Source organism: Streptomyces sp. NPDC001515 (assembly GCF_053597115.1).
Window position 1 is genome coordinate 50,146 of record NZ_JBSFHN010000027.1, and the last position, 16,400, is coordinate 66,545.

The window sequence follows — 16,400 nt, forward strand, 5'->3', positions numbered from 1 at the left end:
GCTCAGTTCTCGCTGAGCCGGCTGCTCAGCCACTCGAGCGCCGCCGGGATCTCCCGGCGCCAGGTGGTGAAGTTGTGGCCGCCGCTGTCCAGCACGATCGAGGAGACCTGGGCCGGCCGCTTCACCTTCGCCACGAACTGACGGGTGGCGGCGTAGTTCGACTCCCCCTGACGCGACGTCGTCACCAGGAAGGAGGAGTCGGGCTGCGGCCGGTTCTCCAGGGTCCACAGCAGATCGGCGCGCTCGCGTGCGGCCCGGCTGCCGTGGAAGAGGTCGCCGGTCGTCGGGTCCTCGGCCGCCTTGTAGTACGCCGAGAGGCCCGCACTCGCGGTGTAGCGGTCCGGGTGGTGCAGACCGATCTTCAGCGCGCAGTACCCGCCGGTCGAGTTGCCGATGATGCCCCAGTTGCGGGCGTGCCGGCCCACCCGGTAGCCCGCCGAGACCGCCGGCGGCAGATCCTCCGCGAAGAAGGTCTCCGTCTTCGGGCCGCCCTTTATGTCCACGCACTCGGTGTCGCGCGGCGGCGCCAGCGTCGGCCGCAGCATCACCAGGATCATCGGCTGGGCCTTCCCGGCCCGCACCCGCTCCAGGGCCGTCCGGGGGTAGGCGAGCCCCTTGATCAGGTTCTCCGCGGTCCCCGGATAGCCGGTCAGCACCACGACCGCCGGGAACTTCCGGCGGGCGAACGCCGGCTGGAAGTACTCCGGCGGCAGATACACGTACGCCGAGGTCTCGATCCCCGAGTGCCGCCCGGCGATCACCACCTTGTCGATCCGGCCGACCGCCGCCGGACGCGAACCGCCCGGACCCTCCGGACGCCGCGTCCCCACCCGGACGATGTTCTTCGCCGCCAGCGTCCCCCGCGCCTGGTCGGTGACCACGCCCAGCTCCTGCGTACGCCCGAACAGGTCGGCCCAGGAGCCGTAGAACAGGAAGGAGTTGTTGGCCAGCAGGGCCACCGAGACGAAGACCGCGAGCTGGGTGCCCAGCATCAGCCCCACCCGGCCGCACACCGCGGCGGCGCTCCGCCGGGCCAGCCGGGGCCAGAGCCAGATGGTGGCGGCGAACAGCACGACGGCACTCGTGATCGCCAGGATCAGCACTGCGTGACCGGTAAGGCCCATGGTCCGTTGAACTTTCTTGTCAGGAAATTTCCGGCTGCCGGATGAACCGGTCCTCCGGAAGCCTCGTCCTAGAGGGCGCACCTCGTCCGGAGGGCCTCGGCCGACGGACTCCAGAATCTCGCGCGGAGCTACGGGAATCATGTCTGTCACGCTAGATGGGGATAAATCAGGATCGGTTCCGACGGGCGTACGCAGGTTCGCCCACGGACCGCGCGCCGAGGCCGTGCCGGGACTCGTCGGCACCGCCTGCACCGCCGTCGGCCTGATCGACATCGCCGCAGGCGTCTTCCCGCGCTTCCGGCACAGCCGGATGCACACCCTGGCCGAAGTACTGCCCGGCGCCCTCGGCCCCTTCGCCGCCGCCCTCGCCCTCAGCGCGGGCGTCCTGCTGCTGCTCCTGGCCCACGGCCTGAAGCGCCGCAAGCGACGCGCCTGGCGGGCCGCCGTGATCCTCCTGCCGGCCGGAGCCGTCGCCCAGTTCACCTATCGCCACTCGGTCATCGGCGTCCTCGTCCCCCTGGCGCTCTGCTGGCTGCTGCTGCGCCACCGGAGTGAGTTCGCCGCCCTCCCCGACCCGCGCAGCCGCTGGCGCGCCCTGGCCAACTTCGTCCTGCTCGGCGCCGGTTCGCTGGGGCTCGGGCTGGTCGTCGTCAGCGTCCATCCGGGCCGGCTGGTCGGCAGCCCGAGCATCGCGGACCGCCTCCAGCACGTGCTGTACGGCCTGTTCGGCTTCGAGGGACCGGTCGAGTACGCCGGCGACACCTCCTGGACCGTCGCCTACTCCCTGGGCGCCCTCGGCCTCCTCACCGCCGTCACCACCATCTATCTGGCCTTCCGCCCCGAGCACCCCGCCGCCCGGCTCACCGAGGACGACGAGCACCGGCTGCGCGCCCTGCTGGAACGGCACGGCGGGCGCGACTCCCTCGGCCACTTCGCGCTCCGCCGCGACAAGGGCGTGGTCTTCTCGCCCAGCGGCAAGGCGGCCGTCTGCTACCGCGTCGTCTCCGGGGTGATGCTGGCCAGCGGCGACCCCATCGGTGACGTCGAGGCATGGCCCGGCGCCATCGAACGCTTCATGGACGAGGCCCGCGCCCACTCCTGGACCCCCGCCGTCATGGGGTGCAGCGAGACCGGCGGCGAGGTCTGGACCCGCGAGACCGGCCTGGACGCCCTGGAACTCGGTGACGAGGCGGTGGTGGACGTCGCGGATTTCTCCCTGGCCGGACGCGCCATGCGCAACGTCCGCCAGATGGTGAAACGCATTGAGCGCGGCGGCTACGTCACCCGGGTCCGGCGCGTCGCCGACATCGGCGAGGCCGAACTGGCCCGCATCCGCCGCGCCGCCGCCGACTGGCGCGGCACCGACACCGAACGCGGCTTCTCCATGGCACTGGGCCGGATCGGCGACGAGGCCGACCGCGACTGCTTCGTCGCCACCGCCCACAAGACCGACGAGGACGCCGCCGACTCCCCCTACGGCGACCTCAAGGCCGTCCTCCACTTCGTCCCCTGGGGCACCGACGGCATGTCCCTCGACCTCATGCGCCGCGACCGCTCCGCCGACCCGGGCATGAACGAGCTGCTGATCGTCGCCTCCCTCCAGGCCGCGCCCCGCCTCGGCATCAGCCGCGTCTCGCTCAACTTCGCGATGTTCCGCTCCGCGCTGGCCCGGGGCGAGAAACTGGGCGCGGGCCCGGTGCTGCGCGTCTGGCGCGGACTGCTGGTCTTCCTCTCCCGCTGGTTCCAGATCGAATCGCTGTACAAGTTCAACGCCAAGTTCCGGCCCCGCTGGGAGCCCCGCTTCGTCGTCTACCGCACCGCCCGCGACCTGCCCAGGATCTCCTTCGCCGCCATGCAGGCCGAGGGCTTCGTCACCCTCGGCCTCCCCCGCCCCCTGGCCCGCCGGCTCTCCCCCGGCGGCCGCCGCCCCTGCCCCCACACCCGCCCCTCCCCGGGTGAGCAGGGCGTCCGCCCCGCCTGACCGCACCCCCTCAGGCCTGAAGGCTGGCCCGCAGTTCCTGGCGGGCCAGCCCTTACGCTGGTCGCATGAGTACGTTGCAAGGACGCGGCACGGTCCAGGGCCTGCCCGAGTGGGACCGCTGCGCGGTCATGGGCGTCGTCAACGTGACCCCCGACTCCTTCTCGGACGGGGGCCGCTGGTTCGACACCACGACGGCCGTCAAGCACGGCCTCGACCTGGTCGCGGAGGGCGCCGACCTGGTCGACGTCGGCGGCGAGTCGACCCGCCCCGGCGCCACCCGGGTGGACGAGGCCGAGGAACTGCGACGCGTCGTGCCGGTCGTGCGCGGACTCGCCTCCGAGGGGGTCACGGTCTCCGTCGACACCATGCGGGCCCGCGTCGCCGAGCAGGCCGTCGCCGCCGGAGCGGTCCTGGTCAACGACGTCAGCGGGGGCCTCGCCGACCCCGACATGGTCCCGGTCGTCGCCGCCGCCTCGGTGCCCTTCGTCGTCATGCACTGGCGCGGATTCAGCGCGTCCATGAACAGCCGCGCGGTGTACGAGGACGTCGTCACCGAGGTCGTCGACGAACTGCGCGCCCGGATGGACGCCGTGGTCACCGGCGGTGTCGCCCCCGAACGGATCGTGATCGACCCCGGTCTCGGCTTCGCCAAGGAGGCCGCCCACGACCTGGCCCTCATCGCCCGGCTCGACGCCCTGCACGGCCTCGGCCGGCCCCTGCTGGTCGCCGCCTCCCGCAAACGGTTCCTCGGCCGGGTCCTGGCCCGCGAGGGCGGCGCACCGCCGCCCGCCCGGGAACGCGACGCGGCCACCGCCGCCGTCTCCGCCCTCTCCGCGGCCGCCGGAGCCTGGGCCGTCCGGGTCCACGAGGTGCGGGCCACCGCCGACGCCGTCCGGGTCGCCCGCGCGGTCGAAGGAGCCGCGTGAACGGTCCCCGGGACGACCCCGCCTCCGCCGCCGCCGACATCGAGGCGGTCGAGCAGGCCAACACCGCGTTCTACACGGCCGTGGAGGAGGGCGACCTGGACGCGCTGACCTCCCTCTTCCTCCCCGGCGAGGACCTGACGGTCTCCTGCGTCCACCCCGGCTGGCCGGTGCTCTCCGGACGCCGCGAGGTGCTGCGGAGCTACGCGCTGATCATGGCGAGCACCGACTACATCCAGTTCTTCCTCACCGACGTCGTGGTCTCCATGACCGGGGACACCGCACTGGTCACCTGCACCGAGAACATCCTCAGCGGCGGCCCCGCCGAGGAGGGCGGCTCGCTCGGCCCGCTCGTCGGCCAACTGGTCGTCGCCACCAATGTCTTCCGGCGCACTCCGGACGGCTGGAAACTCTGGTCGCACCACGGATCACCCGTACTGGCCGAAACCGGCGAGGAAACGGACGAAGACTCCCCCTCCTGAGTGGGTTCCCCCACACCCGCGGGCCCAAAGGCGGCCCGACGGGGTTGGACCCGGGCACATCGGGGTACGAGGGCCAGTCGGCTACCAGTCCCGTGACGCCCTGTCCATAGCCCCCATGGGGGAGGGATGTCGGTGCCCGCGGGTAGATTCGGATCCGGGTACCCGCCGCCCGCACGCGGCCCGCACCCCCTTCGACAACAACAGGCAGGAGTGATTCGCGTGGATCGTGTCGCGCTGCGCGGCCTCAAGGCCCGTGGGCACCATGGCGTCTTCCCCAAGGAACGGGAAGAGGGGCAGACGTTCATCGTGGACCTGGTGCTCGGCCTCGACACCCGCCCCGCGGCAGCCACCGACGACCTGACGAGGACCGTGCACTACGGCGTGGTCGCCGAGGAGGTCGTCGACGTGGTCCAGGGCGAGCCGGTCGATCTCATCGAGACGCTCGCCGAGCGCATCGCCCAGCGGTGCCTCACGCACGAAGGCGTCCAGGAGGTGGAGGTCGTGGTGCACAAGCCGGACGCGCCCATCACCGTCCCCTTCGACGACGTCACCGTCACCATCACCCGGAGCCGAGCATGACTGCATTTTCACCCGAGGGGCAGAGCGACCCGACCGTACAGCCGGTGCCCGCCTCCGTGGTCGAGCAGGTGGACGCCGCGGACATCACCCTCTCCAACCCCAAACGGGCCGTGCTTTCGCTCGGCTCCAACCTGGGCAACCGCCTGGAGACCCTCCAAGGCGCCATCGACGCCCTGGAGGACACCCCGGGCCTGCGGGTCAAGGCCGTCTCCCCGGTGTACGAGACGGAGCCCTGGGGCGTCGAGCCGGGCTCCCAGCCGTCGTACTTCAACGCGGTGGTCGTCGTGAAGACGACGCTGCCCCCGTCCTCCCTGCTGGAGCGCGGCCAGGCCATCGAGGAAGCCTTCGACCGCGTCCGCGACGAGCGCTGGGGCCCGCGCACCATCGACGTCGACATCGTCGCGTACGCGGACGTGGTCTCCGAAGATCCCGCGCTCACCCTCCCCCACCCCCGGGCCCGTGAGCGCGCCTTCGTCCTCGCCCCGTGGCACGACGTCGACCCCGAGGCCCAGCTCCCCGGCGCCGGACCGGTCGCCGAGCTGCTGGACGGCGTGGGCCGCGGCGGCGTGCTCCCCCGCACCGATCTGGAACTCCGGCTGCCCGAGTAGTCGTTAGGCTCATCGCAGACAGCAGGACAGGAACAGGCGGCGAAGGGCGGCACACCCGGTGAAGCAACTACGGCTCGGAGTACTGGCGGGCCTCTTCGCCGCCGCCGGGGTCCTCTCCTGGGGCGCCGCGCGCCTCTGGAGCGCCTTCGGCACCCTGCCGGCCGTCCCCCTGGCCGCCCCCATCGTGCTCGCCGTCATCGCCGTCGTCCTGCTGGCCACGGCCCTCTCCCTGCGCGCCCGCCTCCGCGCCCAGCGCGAGCGGCGCCCCGGCGCGAAGGGCGTCGAGCCGATGATGGCCGCCCGCGCCGTCGTCTTCGCCCAGGCCAGCGCCCTCGTCGTCGCCCTGGTCGCCGGAATGTACGCCGGGGACGGCATCTTCCTCCTCGGCTCCCTCGACATCCCGCCCCGCCGCGACCAGGCCATCTACGCCGGCTCCGCCGTCCTCGCCGGCATCGCCGTCGTCGCCGCCGCCCTCTTCCTCGAACACGTCTGCAAACTCCCGGACGACAAGGACGGCGCCAACGGCAGAAGCGCGGCGGGGGCGTAGGGGAGCCGCTCCGGCTCAGCGAGCCATGATCAGGCTCATCGCCTCGGCGCGCGTCGCGGGGTCGCGGAGCTGGCCGCGGACCGCCGAGGTCAGGGTCTTCGCGCCAGGCTTGCGGATACCGCGCATCGACATGCACATGTGCTCGCACTCCACGACGACGATGACGCCGCGCGGCTCCAGGATCTCCATCAGCGACTCGGCGATCTGCGTGGTCAGCCGTTCCTGGACCTGCGGCCGGCGGGCGTAGACGTCCACCAGCCGGGCCAGCTTCGAGAGCCCGGTGATCTTTCCGCTGGTCGCGGGGATGTAGCCCACGTGCGCGACGCCGCGGAACGGGACCAGATGGTGTTCACACGTACTGAATACTTCGATGTCCTTGACGAGCACCATCTCGTCGTGGCCCAGGTCGAACGTAGTCGTCAGGACGTCCTCGGGCTCCTGGTACAGCCCCGCGAATATCTCCTTGTACGCCCGCGCCACCCGCGCCGGCGTCTCCCGCAGGCCCTCCCGGTCCGGGTCCTCGCCGACGGCGATCAGGAGTTCGCGTACGGCCGCCTCGGCCCGCTTCTCGTCGAACTCGCCGATCGAACCCTGGCCGTCCAGCGTCACCGGGTCGGTCATCTGTGCCTCGTTCCTCTATGCCGTGCCGCGGTGTCATCCGCGCAGGTGTACGGAAATGCCGCGCCCCCACAGGCTAAAACCTGGGGGGCGCGGCATCCATTCCGGGCCCGGTGCGGGCCCCGTGACGGGGACCACACCGGGGACGGGTCTAGCTCTCGGGGCGGTCCTCCGCGACCGGCTCGGCGGGGGTCTCCGTGACCGAGCCGTTGGCGGTGGTGGCGCCGTTGGTGAGGGCGAGCTCCTTCGGGGAGAGCACCGGGGGCCGGGTGGACGGCGTGCGCCGGGCGGAACCGGTCCACGCGGGGCGGGCCGGGCGCTTGACGATCGGGGCGAAGATCTCGGCGATCTCCGCCTTGCCCAGGGTCTCTTTCTCCAGGAGCTGGAGGACCAGGGCGTCCAGCACGTCGCGGTTCTCGACGAGGATCTCCCACGCGTCGTTGTGGGCGGTCTCGATGAGCTTCTTGACCTCTTCGTCGACCAGCGCGGCGACCTCTTCCGAGTAGTCGCGCTGGTGGCCCATCTCGCGGCCCACGAACGGTTCGGTGTTGTCGCCGCCGAACTTGATCGCGCCGAGCCGCTCGGTCATGCCGTACTGCGTGACCATCGCACGGGCCGTCGCGGTGGCCTTCTCGATGTCGTTCGCCGCACCCGTGGTCGGGTCGTGGAAGACCAGCTCCTCGGCCGCGCGCCCGCCCAGCATGTACGCCAGCTGGTCGAGCATCTCGTTGCGGGTCGTGGAGTACTTGTCCTCCTCCGGGAGCACCATCGTGTAACCGAGGGCGCGGCCGCGGGAGAGGATCGTGATCTTGTGGACCGGGTCCGACTGGGGAGAGGCCGCCGCGACCAGGGCGTGTCCGCCCTCGTGGTACGCGGTGATCTTCTTCTCCTTCTCGGACATGATCCGGGTCCGCTTCTGCGGACCCGCCACGACGCGGTCGATGGCCTCGTCGAGCGTGGCGTTGTCGATGAGCTTCTGGTTGCCGCGCGCCGTGAGGAGCGCCGCTTCGTTCAGCACGTTCGACAGGTCGGCACCGGTGAAGCCGGGCGTGCGGCGGGCGACGGCGCCGAGGTCGACGTCCGGGGCGACCGGCTTGCCCTTCTGGTGGACCTTGAGGATCTCCAGACGGCCCTGCATGTCGGGGCGGTCGACCGCGATCTGGCGGTCGAAGCGGCCCGGACGCAGCAGCGCCGGGTCGAGGATGTCGGGCCGGTTGGTGGCGGCGATCAGGATGACGCCGCCCTTCACGTCGAAGCCGTCCATCTCCACGAGGAGCTGGTTGAGCGTCTGCTCGCGCTCGTCGTGGCCGCCGCCCATGCCGGCGCCGCGGTGGCGGCCGACGGCGTCGATCTCGTCGACGAAGACGATCGCCGGGGCGTTCGCCTTGGCCTGCTCGAAGAGGTCGCGCACCCGGGAGGCACCGACACCGACGAACATCTCGACGAAGTCGGAGCCGGAGATCGAGTAGAACGGGACGCCCGCCTCGCCGGCGACGGCGCGGGCGAGCAGGGTCTTGCCCGTACCGGGAGGGCCGTACAGCAGGACGCCCTTGGGGATCTTGGCACCGACGGCCTGGAACTTCGCCGGCTCCTGGAGGAACTCCTTGATCTCCTGGAGCTCCTCGACCGCCTCGTCCGAACCCGCCACGTCGGCGAAGGTCGTCTTGGGGGTGTCCTTGGTGATCAGCTTGGCCTTGGACTTGCCGAACTGCATGACCTTGGAGCCGCCGCCCTGCATCTGATTCATCAGGAACAGGAAGACGACCACGATGAGGACGAACGGCAGCAGCGTGAAGAGGATCGAGACGAACGGGGACTGCTTCGACGGCGAGACGGTGTAGCCCTTGTCGATGTCACCGCTCTCGAACTTCTTCTGCAGCGCGTCGGCGATCTGGACGCCCTGGTCGCCGATGTAGCTCGCCTGGAACTTGCTGCCGGACTCGCCCGAGAGCTTCTGGCCGTCCTTCAGCTCGATCTTGATGATGTGATCGTCGCCGGTGGTGAGCTTGGCCTCGTCCACCTGGTTCTTATTGATCGCCTGGATCACCTTGCCGGTGTCCACCGTCTTGTAGCCGCCACCCGAGCCGACGACATTCATCAACACGACCACGGCGAGGACGGCCAGCACGATCCACATGACCGGCCCACGGAAGTATCGCTTCACGTCCATCCATACGGAGCGGAAGCCGCCCCGTCCCTCCTGCCCGTAGGTAAATGCTGCTGTGAGTAAAGACTGTTCTTCGGACGGTACACCGGCATTGTCGCCGACGTCCGCCTGGGACGTCCGGCAAACCCGCCTTCGAAGGCTCAACGGCGGGACCCCGGTGAGGGTTCCCCGCCCCCGGGGCGGGTTGTCCCGGCGTGGTCAGCCGCCGTACACGTGCGGGGCGAGGGTGCCGACGAACGGGAGGTTGCGGTACTTCTCCGCGTAGTCCAGCCCGTAGCCGACGACGAACTCGTTGGGGATGTCGAAGCCGACCCACTTGCAGTCGAGCGCGACCTTCGCCGCGTCCGGCTTGCGCAGCAGGGTGCAGATCTCCAGCGAGGCCGGCTCGCGCGAGCCCAGGTTCGACATCAGCCAGGACAGCGTCAGGCCCGAGTCGATGATGTCCTCGACGATCAGGACGTGCTTGCCCTTGATGTCGGTGTCGAGGTCCTTGAGGATCCGTACGACCCCGGAGGACTGGGTGCCCGCGCCGTACGAGGAGACGGCCATCCAGTCCATGGTGACGGGGGTGGACAGCGCGCGCGCCAGGTCCGCCATGACCATGACCGCGCCCTTGAGGACTCCGACGAGGAGCAGGTCCTTGCCGGCGTACTCCGCGTCGATCTTCGCGGCCAGCTCGACGAGCTTCGCGTCGATCTCTTCCTTGGTGAGGAGCACCGCCTGGAGGTCGGCGCCCATGTCCTTCTCGTTCACCCGCGTCTCTTTCTCCGCCTGGCGGGTCCGGGACGTGGTCCCGGGCCCGGGCGGCCGCTCGCCCTGCATGTCAGCACGCTTGTGCGTCAGCTCTGCCGAATGACCAGTCTGCCACCCTGACGCAGGGCTTCGACGCGGCCGGGGAGGTTGATGGCCTGCTGGCCGCGCCAGCCGGTGACGAGGCGGTCGACTTCCTCGATGTGCCGGGCGAAGAGCGAACCGGCCGGGGAACCGGCTTCTATGGCGGCGCGGCGCAGGACGCGGCGGCGGACGGCGGGGGGCAGCGCGTGCAGTTTGGCGCACTCCAGCCGGCCCGCGTCGTCGCGCACGTCACGTCCGGCCTCGGCGGCCCAGGTGTCGAGGGCGTCCGCGTCGTCGCGGGAGAGCTGGGCCGTACGGGCGAGTGCTTCGACGACCCCCTTGCCCAGGGCCTTCTCCAGGGCGGGCAGGCCCTCGTGGCGCAGCCGGGAGCGGGTGTAGGCGGGGTCGATGTTGTGCGGGTCGTCCCAGACGGGCAGGGACTGGGCCATGCAGGCGGTGCGGGCGGTCTGCCGGTCGAGCTGGAGGAAGGGGCGGCGGTAGCGGCCGGCCGGTCCGGAGGCGGCGGCCATGCCGGACAGGGAGCGGATGCCGGAGCCGCGGGCGAGTCCGAGCAGGACGGTCTCCGCCTGGTCGTCGCGGGTGTGGCCGAGCAGGACGGCGGCGGCGCCGTGGCGTTCGGCGGCGGCGTCGAGGGCGGCGTAGCGGGCGTCGCGGGCGGCGGCCTCGGGTCCGCCGTCGCGGCCGACGTGGACGGCGACGGCTTCGACGGGGTCGAGGCGCAGGGCGCTGAGGCGGCCGGCGACCTCGGCGGCGCGGAGGTCGGAGCCGTCCTGGAGGCCGTGGTCGACGGTGATGCCGCCGGCGCGGACGGGGAGTTTGCGGGCCTCGAAGGCGAGGGCGGAGGCGAGGGCCATGGAGTCGGCGCCGCCGGAGCAGGCGACCAGGACCAGGGGGCCCAGGGGGGTGTCGGGCCGTTCGGGGAGGGCGGGGGCCCGTCCGCCGGAGCCGGCCCGGACGAGCTCGGGGCGCGGGGCCCGATCGGTCCGTTCGGCTCGTTCGGTGTGTTCGTTGAGTACGTCGTGGAGTACGCGGCGGACCGCCAGGCGTATCGCCGCGACCGCAGGATGGGGACCCATGTCCGGTGCCCTTCGTGAAGTTCTGGAGAGGAGCCTCCGAGTTCCGGGACGGGAAGGAGTGCCGTCACTCAGAGTGCGTCGATGGTGACAGAGCAATGCCGTTCATCGAGCATTGCACGCCTTCCCATGCCCCTACGGTCCCTCGGATGGGTGATTACCGGCGCGTTGCCCTCGTGGAAGTGTCCGGTGAGCGCCCCCCTCGTCCATGATCCGCCGGGCAGCTCCGCTTCCGGGGCGTCCCTCAGCGGTGCACGCGGGCGATCCAGTCCTCGGGGGCGGCGATCTCCGCCTTGGTGGGCAGGGTGTTGGGCGAGGTCCAGACCCGGTTGAAGCCGTCCATGCCGACCGCGTCGACGACGGCGCGCACGAAGCGTTCGCCGTCGCGGTACTGGCGGAGCTTGGCGTCGAGGCCGAGGAGCTTGCGCAGGGCCTGGTCCAGGCGGCTCGCGCCGCGCGCCCTGCGCTTCTGGAACTTCTCGCGGATCTCGCCGACGGAGGACACCACTTCGGGGCCCACGCCGTCCATCACGTAGTCGGCGTGGCCCTCCAGGAGGGACATCACCGCGGTGAGGCGGCCGAGGATCTCGCGCTGGGCGGGGGTCTGGACGAGCTCGACCAGGCTGCGTCCGCCGTCCTCTCCCTCCTCGCCCTCGGGGCGGCCCCCGGCGAGGGACTGGGCGGCCTCGCGGAGCCGTTCGAGGAAGGTCATCGGGTCGACGTCGGTCTCGTCGAGGAATGACTGGATCTCGCCCTGGAGGTGGTCGCGGAGCCAGGGCACGGCGGTGAACTGGGTGCGGTGGGTCTCCTCGTGGAGGGCGACCCAGAGGCGGAAGTCGTGGGGGTCGACCTCCAGCTCCCGTTCGACGTGGACGATGTTCGGGGCGACCAGCAGCAGCCTGCCGCCGCCCTCGGCGGAGGCGGGCAGATCGCGGGTGGCGGGGGCGAAGGTCTCGTACTGGCCGAGGACCCGGGAGGCCAGGAACGACAGCAGCATCCCGACCTCGACGCCGGTCACCTTGGAGCCGACCGCGCCGAGGACGGCGCCGCCCGCGCCGCCGCCGCGCCGCTCCTCCATCTTCTCCAGGAGGGGGCGCAGCAGTTCCCGGAAGCCCGCGACGTTCGCCCGGATCCAGCCCGCCCGGTCGACGACCAGGACGGGGGTGTCCTCCGGTTCGGTGCCCTCCGGGATCATCCGGGTGAAGGCGCGGACGTGCTCCTCGGCCGCCTTGGCGTGCCGGCGCAGCTCCGCGACGACCTCGCGGGCCTCCTCCCGGCTGACCTCGGGGCCCGGCCGCACAAGCCGGGTCGCGGTCGCGACCGCGAGATTCCAGTCGACCATCCCGGCACCACCGATGCGCGTCATGCGTCAACCGTACGTGCTCCGCCCTTGATGCGGAGCGGTGTTGACGGGCCGGAGGGCGGCGTCCGGCCGGTCAGCGGTGGCCGGCCGCCAGGGCGGCGGCGAGGGAGTCGAGGGCGGACTGGGCCTCGGCCGGAGCGGTTGTGCCGGAGGCGAGGAAGGCGAAGGCGAGGAGCCGTCCGGCGGGGTCGACGACGGTGCCGGAGAGGGTGTTGACGCCGGTGAGGGTGCCGGTCTTGGCGCGGACCAGGCCGGTGCCGCCGGACTTCGTGGTGTAGCGGCCGCTGAGGGTGCCGCTGAAGCCGGCCACCGGGAGGCCGGTGAGGACGGGGCGGAGTTCGGGATGGGCGGGGTCGGCGGCGCGGGCCAGGAGCCCGGCGAGGAGGGCGGCGGTGACCTTGTCCTCGCGGTCCAGTCCGCTGCCGTCGGCGACGGTGACGCCCTTGAGGGGCAGTCCGAGCTTCTTCAGCTGGGCGGTGACGGCGCGTCCGCCGCCCCGGAAGTCGGCCTTCTGCCCGGCGGCGTGCGCGGTGCGGCGGGCGAGCGCCTCGGCGATGTCGTTGTCGCTGTGGGTGAGGGCCCGTTCGACCAGGGCGGAGAGCGGCGCGGACAGGTGCCGGGCGACGGGTGCGGAGCCGGCGGCGGCGCGGCCGGGGGCGGCGCCTTCGCCGGTGTCGACGCCGGCCTGTTCGAGGAGTTTCCCGAAGGCGTCGGCGGCGTCGCCCGCCGGGTCCTCGCTGCGCGGCGCGGGCCCGCTGGAGCTCTTGTCGAGCCGCCCCTCGTCGATCATCAGGGCGCTGAGCGGGGCGAGGTTCTCGTTGGGGCCGATCGGGTGGAGCGCCGGTCCGGAGTAGGCGGAGGTGTCGTAGCGCAGCCGTACGGAGCGGACGCCGCCCTCCTTGAGGGCGCGGGCGGTGTCGGCGGCCAGGGTGCGCAGGGCCGCCCGGTCGAGGGTGGGGTCGCCGCCGCCGACGAGGGTGACGGTGCGCAGGTCCTTCGAGGCCCGGACGGTGGTGGGGATGCGGTCGTCCGGGCCGAGCGCGGTGAGGGCGGCGACGGTGGTGGCGATCTTGATGGTGGAGGCGGGGGTCATGGGCGCGTCGGCGGCGACGCCGTAGAGCCGCCGGCCGGTGGCCGTGTCGATGACGACGGCGCTGCGCCGGGTGCCGAGCGCGGGGTTCCTCAGGAGCGGGTCCAGGGTGGCGCGCAGGGGGGCGGTGGCGGGGGCGTCGGCCGTCCGGGGGGTGGCGTCGCCGGACGCGGTGCCCAGGGGGGCGAGAACGGCCGGGGCGCTGGGGGCGGGGGCGGCGGCGACGGTGCCGGGTTCGTGATGTGCGCCACCTGTCCGGGTCCGGGCGGCCGCCCAGTCCTGCTCGGCCTTACGCTGACCCGAGTCCCAGGGACCGGCGGCGAGGACGGCGCCGGCGGCGAGCGCCAGGCCCAGGACGGCGGAGACGGCCGTGAACTGCCGGTCGCTCAGTCCGTTGCGCAGCGAGAGGTGGTCCGTGAGGGCCCTCCCCTTCAGCGCGGAGAGCGGGTTGAACGACGGTCTTTTCCCCGGCTCGGCCACCGTTGACCAGCCCCTTTCGCGAGCACACATCTCCGTGGGGGACACTTAACCACCAGTCGTATGTGTTGATCATGGAGGAGCCACCCGTGGAGTTCGACGTCACCATCGAGATTCCGAAGGGTTCGCGGAACAAGTACGAGGTGGACCACGAGACCGGCCGGATCCGTCTGGACCGTCGACTCTTCACCTCGACGAGCTACCCCGCGGACTACGGCTTCGTCGAGAACACCCTCGGCGAGGACGGCGACCCGCTGGACGCGCTGGTCATCCTGGACGAGCCGACCTTCCCGGGCTGCCTCATCAAGTGCCGCGCGATCGGCATGTTCCGGATGACGGACGAGGCCGGCGGCGACGACAAGCTGCTGTGCGTGCCGGCCTCCGACCCCCGGGTGGAGCACCTGCGCGACATCCACCACGTGTCGGAGTTCGACCGCCTGGAGATCCAGCACTTCTTCGAGGTCTACAAGGACCTGGAGCCGGGCAAGTCCGTCGAGGGCGCCGACTGGGTCGGCCGCGCCGAGGCGGAGGCCGAGATCGAAGCCTCGTACAAGCGCCTGGAGGCGCAGGGCGGCGCTCACTGACGCAGCGCTGTCCCACCGTTCCGCTTGAGGTTCGGTACAGCGTGTCGCGGGCGGTACACCTTCGCGGGTGTGCCGCCCGTTCGGCTGTCCGGCCATAGCCGTGGCCATACTGGGCAGAAGCGCGGCCGAGGGCCTGTCCGGCCCTTCCCGTCGTCCGCCCGGAGGGCCGTCGGACGGGAGTGGCCGGACAGGCCCTGTGGACGCGCAGCCGATGAGGAGCGAGGTCGAGCAGTGGCGGAACCGGGCGGTCCCGATGACCAGAAGCCCCAGTCCGACGAGGCGCGCAGCGCCTTCTCCCAGCCTGCCGGGGTGGAGAGGTCCACTCCGGTGGACGACGACCATCCGACGTCGGAGTTCGCTCTTCCGGAGGGGCTGACGCCCGAGCCGCAGGGCCCGGCCCAGGGTTCCGGTTCGGGTTCCGCTTCCGGTTCGGAGACGATCGGCTCGGCGTTCGCCCCGCCCCGCACCTACGACGTCCGCTCCTCCCCTCCGGCCTTCACCCCGGCGCACGGCATCCCGATGGTCCGGCTGACCCGGGAGGCGCCCTGGCAGGACCGGATGCGCACGATGCTGCGGATGCCGGTGGCCGATCGTCCGGCGCCGGAAGTCGTCCAGCGGCACGACGACGCGGGTCCGGCCGTGCCCCGGGTGCTCGACCTGACGCTGCGCATCGGTGAGCTGCTGCTGGCCGGGGGCGAGGGGGCCGAGGACGTCGAGGCGGCGATGTTCGCGGTGAGCCGCAGCTACGGGCTGGACCGCTGCGAGCCGACGGTGACGTTCACCCTGCTGTCGATCTCGCACCAGCCCTCGCTGGTCGACGATCCGGTGACGGCGAGCCGCACCGTGCGCCGCCGGGGCACGGACTACACCCGGCTGACCGCGGTCTTCCGGCTGATCGACGACATCACCAGCGAGGACGCGGAGGTCTCCCTGGAGGAGGCCTACCGGCGGCTGGCGGAGATCCGGCGCAACCGGCATCCGTACCCCGGCTGGGTGCTGACGCTGTCCGCGGGGCTGCTGGCGGGGGCGGCCTCGGTGCTGGTGGGCGGTGGTCCGCTGGTCTTCCTGGTGGCGGCGCTGGGCGCGATGCTCGGGGACCGGCTGGCCTGGCTGTGCGCGGGGCGGGGGCTGCCGGAGTTCTACCAGTTCGCGGTGGCCGCGATGCCGCCGGCCGCGATGGGGGTGGCGCTGACCCTGACGCACTGGTCGGACGTGCGGCCGTCGGCGGTGATCACCGGTGGGCTGTTCGCGCTGCTGCCGGGGCGGGCCCTGGTGGCGGGGGTGCAGGACGGGCTGACGGGCTACTACATCACCGCCTCGGCACGGCTGCTGGAGGTCATGTACTTCTTCATCGCCATCGTCGCCGGGGTGCTGCTGGCGCTGTACGGGGGGCTTCAGCTGGGGGCCGAGCTGGACCCGGAGGCGCGGTTCATCACGCACGACCGGCCGGTGGTGCAGATCCTGGCCTCGATGATGCTGACGCTCGCGTTCGCGATCCTGCTCCAGCAGGAGCGGGCCACGGTGCTGGCGGTGACCCTGAACGGGGGCGTGGCCTGGGTGATCTACGGGGCGATGGCCCGGACCGGGGGTCTGTCGGCGGTGGCGTCCACGGCGGCGGCGGCCGGTCTGGTGGGGCTGTTCGGGCAGTTGTTCTCGCGGTACCGCTCGACGTCGTCGCTGCCGTACATCACGGCGGCCATCGGTCCGCTGCTGCCCGGTTCGGCGACGTACTTCGGTCTGCTGGGCGTGGCGCAGAACGAGCTGGACCGGGGGCTGGCCTCGCTGTCGACGGCGGTGGCGACGGCGCTGGCCATCGCGATCGGGGTGAATCTCGGGAGCGAGATCTCCCGGATGTTCATGCCGGGGGCGGTCGGCAGGTCGAGCCGCCGCGCGGCCAAGCGGACGCGCGGCTTCTGACCCGGGACCCGG

At 72.0% G+C, this 16,400-nt stretch carries 15 protein-coding genes; 8 read left to right on the plus strand and 7 right to left on the minus strand.

Annotated elements, in window-relative coordinates; all coding sequences use genetic code 11:
- Nucleotides 1-2: 2 nt before the first annotated feature.
- A complete protein-coding gene (locus ACWCXC_RS26240) occupies nucleotides 3-1,124 on the minus strand; it encodes an alpha/beta hydrolase (protein ID WP_450890704.1) in 1,122 nt (373 codons plus the stop codon).
- Between the two features lie 139 nt (nucleotides 1,125-1,263).
- On the opposite strand from ACWCXC_RS26240, the gene ACWCXC_RS26245 reads away from it, so the two are divergent.
- From ACWCXC_RS26245 to ACWCXC_RS26270, 6 genes are all read left to right on the plus strand, one after another.
- On the plus strand, nucleotides 1,264-3,105 hold the full coding sequence (locus tag ACWCXC_RS26245) for a phosphatidylglycerol lysyltransferase domain-containing protein (protein WP_450683663.1): 1,842 nt from the start codon (nucleotides 1,264-1,266) through the stop codon (nucleotides 3,103-3,105).
- A gap of 65 nt (nucleotides 3,106-3,170) precedes the next feature.
- Entirely contained in the window at nucleotides 3,171-4,031 is an 861-nt protein-coding gene (gene folP, locus ACWCXC_RS26250) for a dihydropteroate synthase (RefSeq protein ID WP_450683664.1), read from the plus strand.
- Nucleotides 4,028-4,510 carry a nuclear transport factor 2 family protein gene (locus ACWCXC_RS26255; RefSeq protein ID WP_450890705.1) on the plus strand — a complete coding sequence of 161 codons (483 nt, stop codon included), beginning with the start codon at nucleotides 4,028-4,030 and terminating at the stop codon, nucleotides 4,508-4,510. Before folP ends, ACWCXC_RS26255 begins: the two co-directional genes overlap by 4 nt.
- Nucleotides 4,511-4,729: 219 nt before the next feature.
- Nucleotides 4,730-5,089, plus strand: coding sequence for a dihydroneopterin aldolase (gene folB / locus ACWCXC_RS26260; protein ID WP_450683666.1), 360 nt, complete (start codon nucleotides 4,730-4,732; stop codon nucleotides 5,087-5,089).
- Nucleotides 5,086-5,697, plus strand: a complete 612-nt coding sequence (folK, locus tag ACWCXC_RS26265) for a 2-amino-4-hydroxy-6-hydroxymethyldihydropteridine diphosphokinase (RefSeq protein ID WP_450890706.1) — start codon at nucleotides 5,086-5,088, stop codon at nucleotides 5,695-5,697. The genes folB and folK overlap by 4 nt, the downstream gene beginning before the upstream one ends.
- Before the next feature lie 58 nt (nucleotides 5,698-5,755).
- Nucleotides 5,756-6,244, plus strand: coding sequence for a DUF3180 domain-containing protein (locus ACWCXC_RS26270; RefSeq protein ID WP_450683668.1), 489 nt, complete (start codon nucleotides 5,756-5,758; stop codon nucleotides 6,242-6,244).
- A 15-nt stretch (nucleotides 6,245-6,259) separates the two neighbouring features.
- Here the strand turns inward: ACWCXC_RS26270 and folE are convergent, their stop codons facing one another.
- The 6 genes from folE to dacB all read right to left on the minus strand — a co-directional run bounded on the left by folE (nucleotide 6,260) and on the right by dacB (nucleotide 13,890).
- A complete protein-coding gene (folE, locus tag ACWCXC_RS26275) occupies nucleotides 6,260-6,865 on the minus strand; it encodes a GTP cyclohydrolase I FolE (RefSeq protein ID WP_383648669.1) in 606 nt (201 codons plus the stop codon).
- Between the two features lie 148 nt (nucleotides 6,866-7,013).
- A complete protein-coding gene (ftsH, locus tag ACWCXC_RS26280) occupies nucleotides 7,014-9,032 on the minus strand; it encodes an ATP-dependent zinc metalloprotease FtsH (RefSeq protein WP_450683671.1) in 2,019 nt (672 codons plus the stop codon).
- A gap of 195 nt (nucleotides 9,033-9,227) precedes the next feature.
- Nucleotides 9,228-9,767: a hypoxanthine phosphoribosyltransferase gene (gene hpt, locus ACWCXC_RS26285; protein ID WP_383648825.1), complete on the minus strand. Its 540-nt coding sequence runs from the start codon at nucleotides 9,765-9,767 to the stop codon at nucleotides 9,228-9,230.
- Between the two features lie 101 nt (nucleotides 9,768-9,868).
- Nucleotides 9,869-10,960, minus strand: a complete 1,092-nt coding sequence (tilS, locus tag ACWCXC_RS26290) for a tRNA lysidine(34) synthetase TilS (RefSeq protein WP_450890707.1) — start codon at nucleotides 10,958-10,960, stop codon at nucleotides 9,869-9,871.
- Nucleotides 10,961-11,201: 241 nt separating this feature from the next.
- The gene (locus ACWCXC_RS26295; RefSeq protein ID WP_450890708.1) at nucleotides 11,202-12,323 is read right to left on the minus strand and encodes a zinc-dependent metalloprotease; all 1,122 of its coding nucleotides are present in this window, start codon (nucleotides 12,321-12,323) and stop codon (nucleotides 11,202-11,204) included.
- A gap of 70 nt (nucleotides 12,324-12,393) precedes the next feature.
- A complete protein-coding gene (dacB, locus tag ACWCXC_RS26300) occupies nucleotides 12,394-13,890 on the minus strand; it encodes a D-alanyl-D-alanine carboxypeptidase/D-alanyl-D-alanine endopeptidase (RefSeq protein WP_450890709.1) in 1,497 nt (498 codons plus the stop codon).
- 86 nt (nucleotides 13,891-13,976) lie between these two features.
- Here dacB and ACWCXC_RS26305 point away from each other — a divergent pair, with 86 nt between their 5' ends.
- Nucleotides 13,977-14,471: an inorganic diphosphatase gene (locus ACWCXC_RS26305; protein ID WP_003968257.1), complete on the plus strand. Its 495-nt coding sequence runs from the start codon at nucleotides 13,977-13,979 to the stop codon at nucleotides 14,469-14,471.
- Between the two features lie 231 nt (nucleotides 14,472-14,702).
- Nucleotides 14,703-16,388, plus strand: coding sequence for a threonine/serine ThrE exporter family protein (locus tag ACWCXC_RS26310; protein ID WP_450683675.1), 1,686 nt, complete (start codon nucleotides 14,703-14,705; stop codon nucleotides 16,386-16,388).
- The last annotated feature ends 12 nt before the right edge of the window (nucleotides 16,389-16,400 follow it).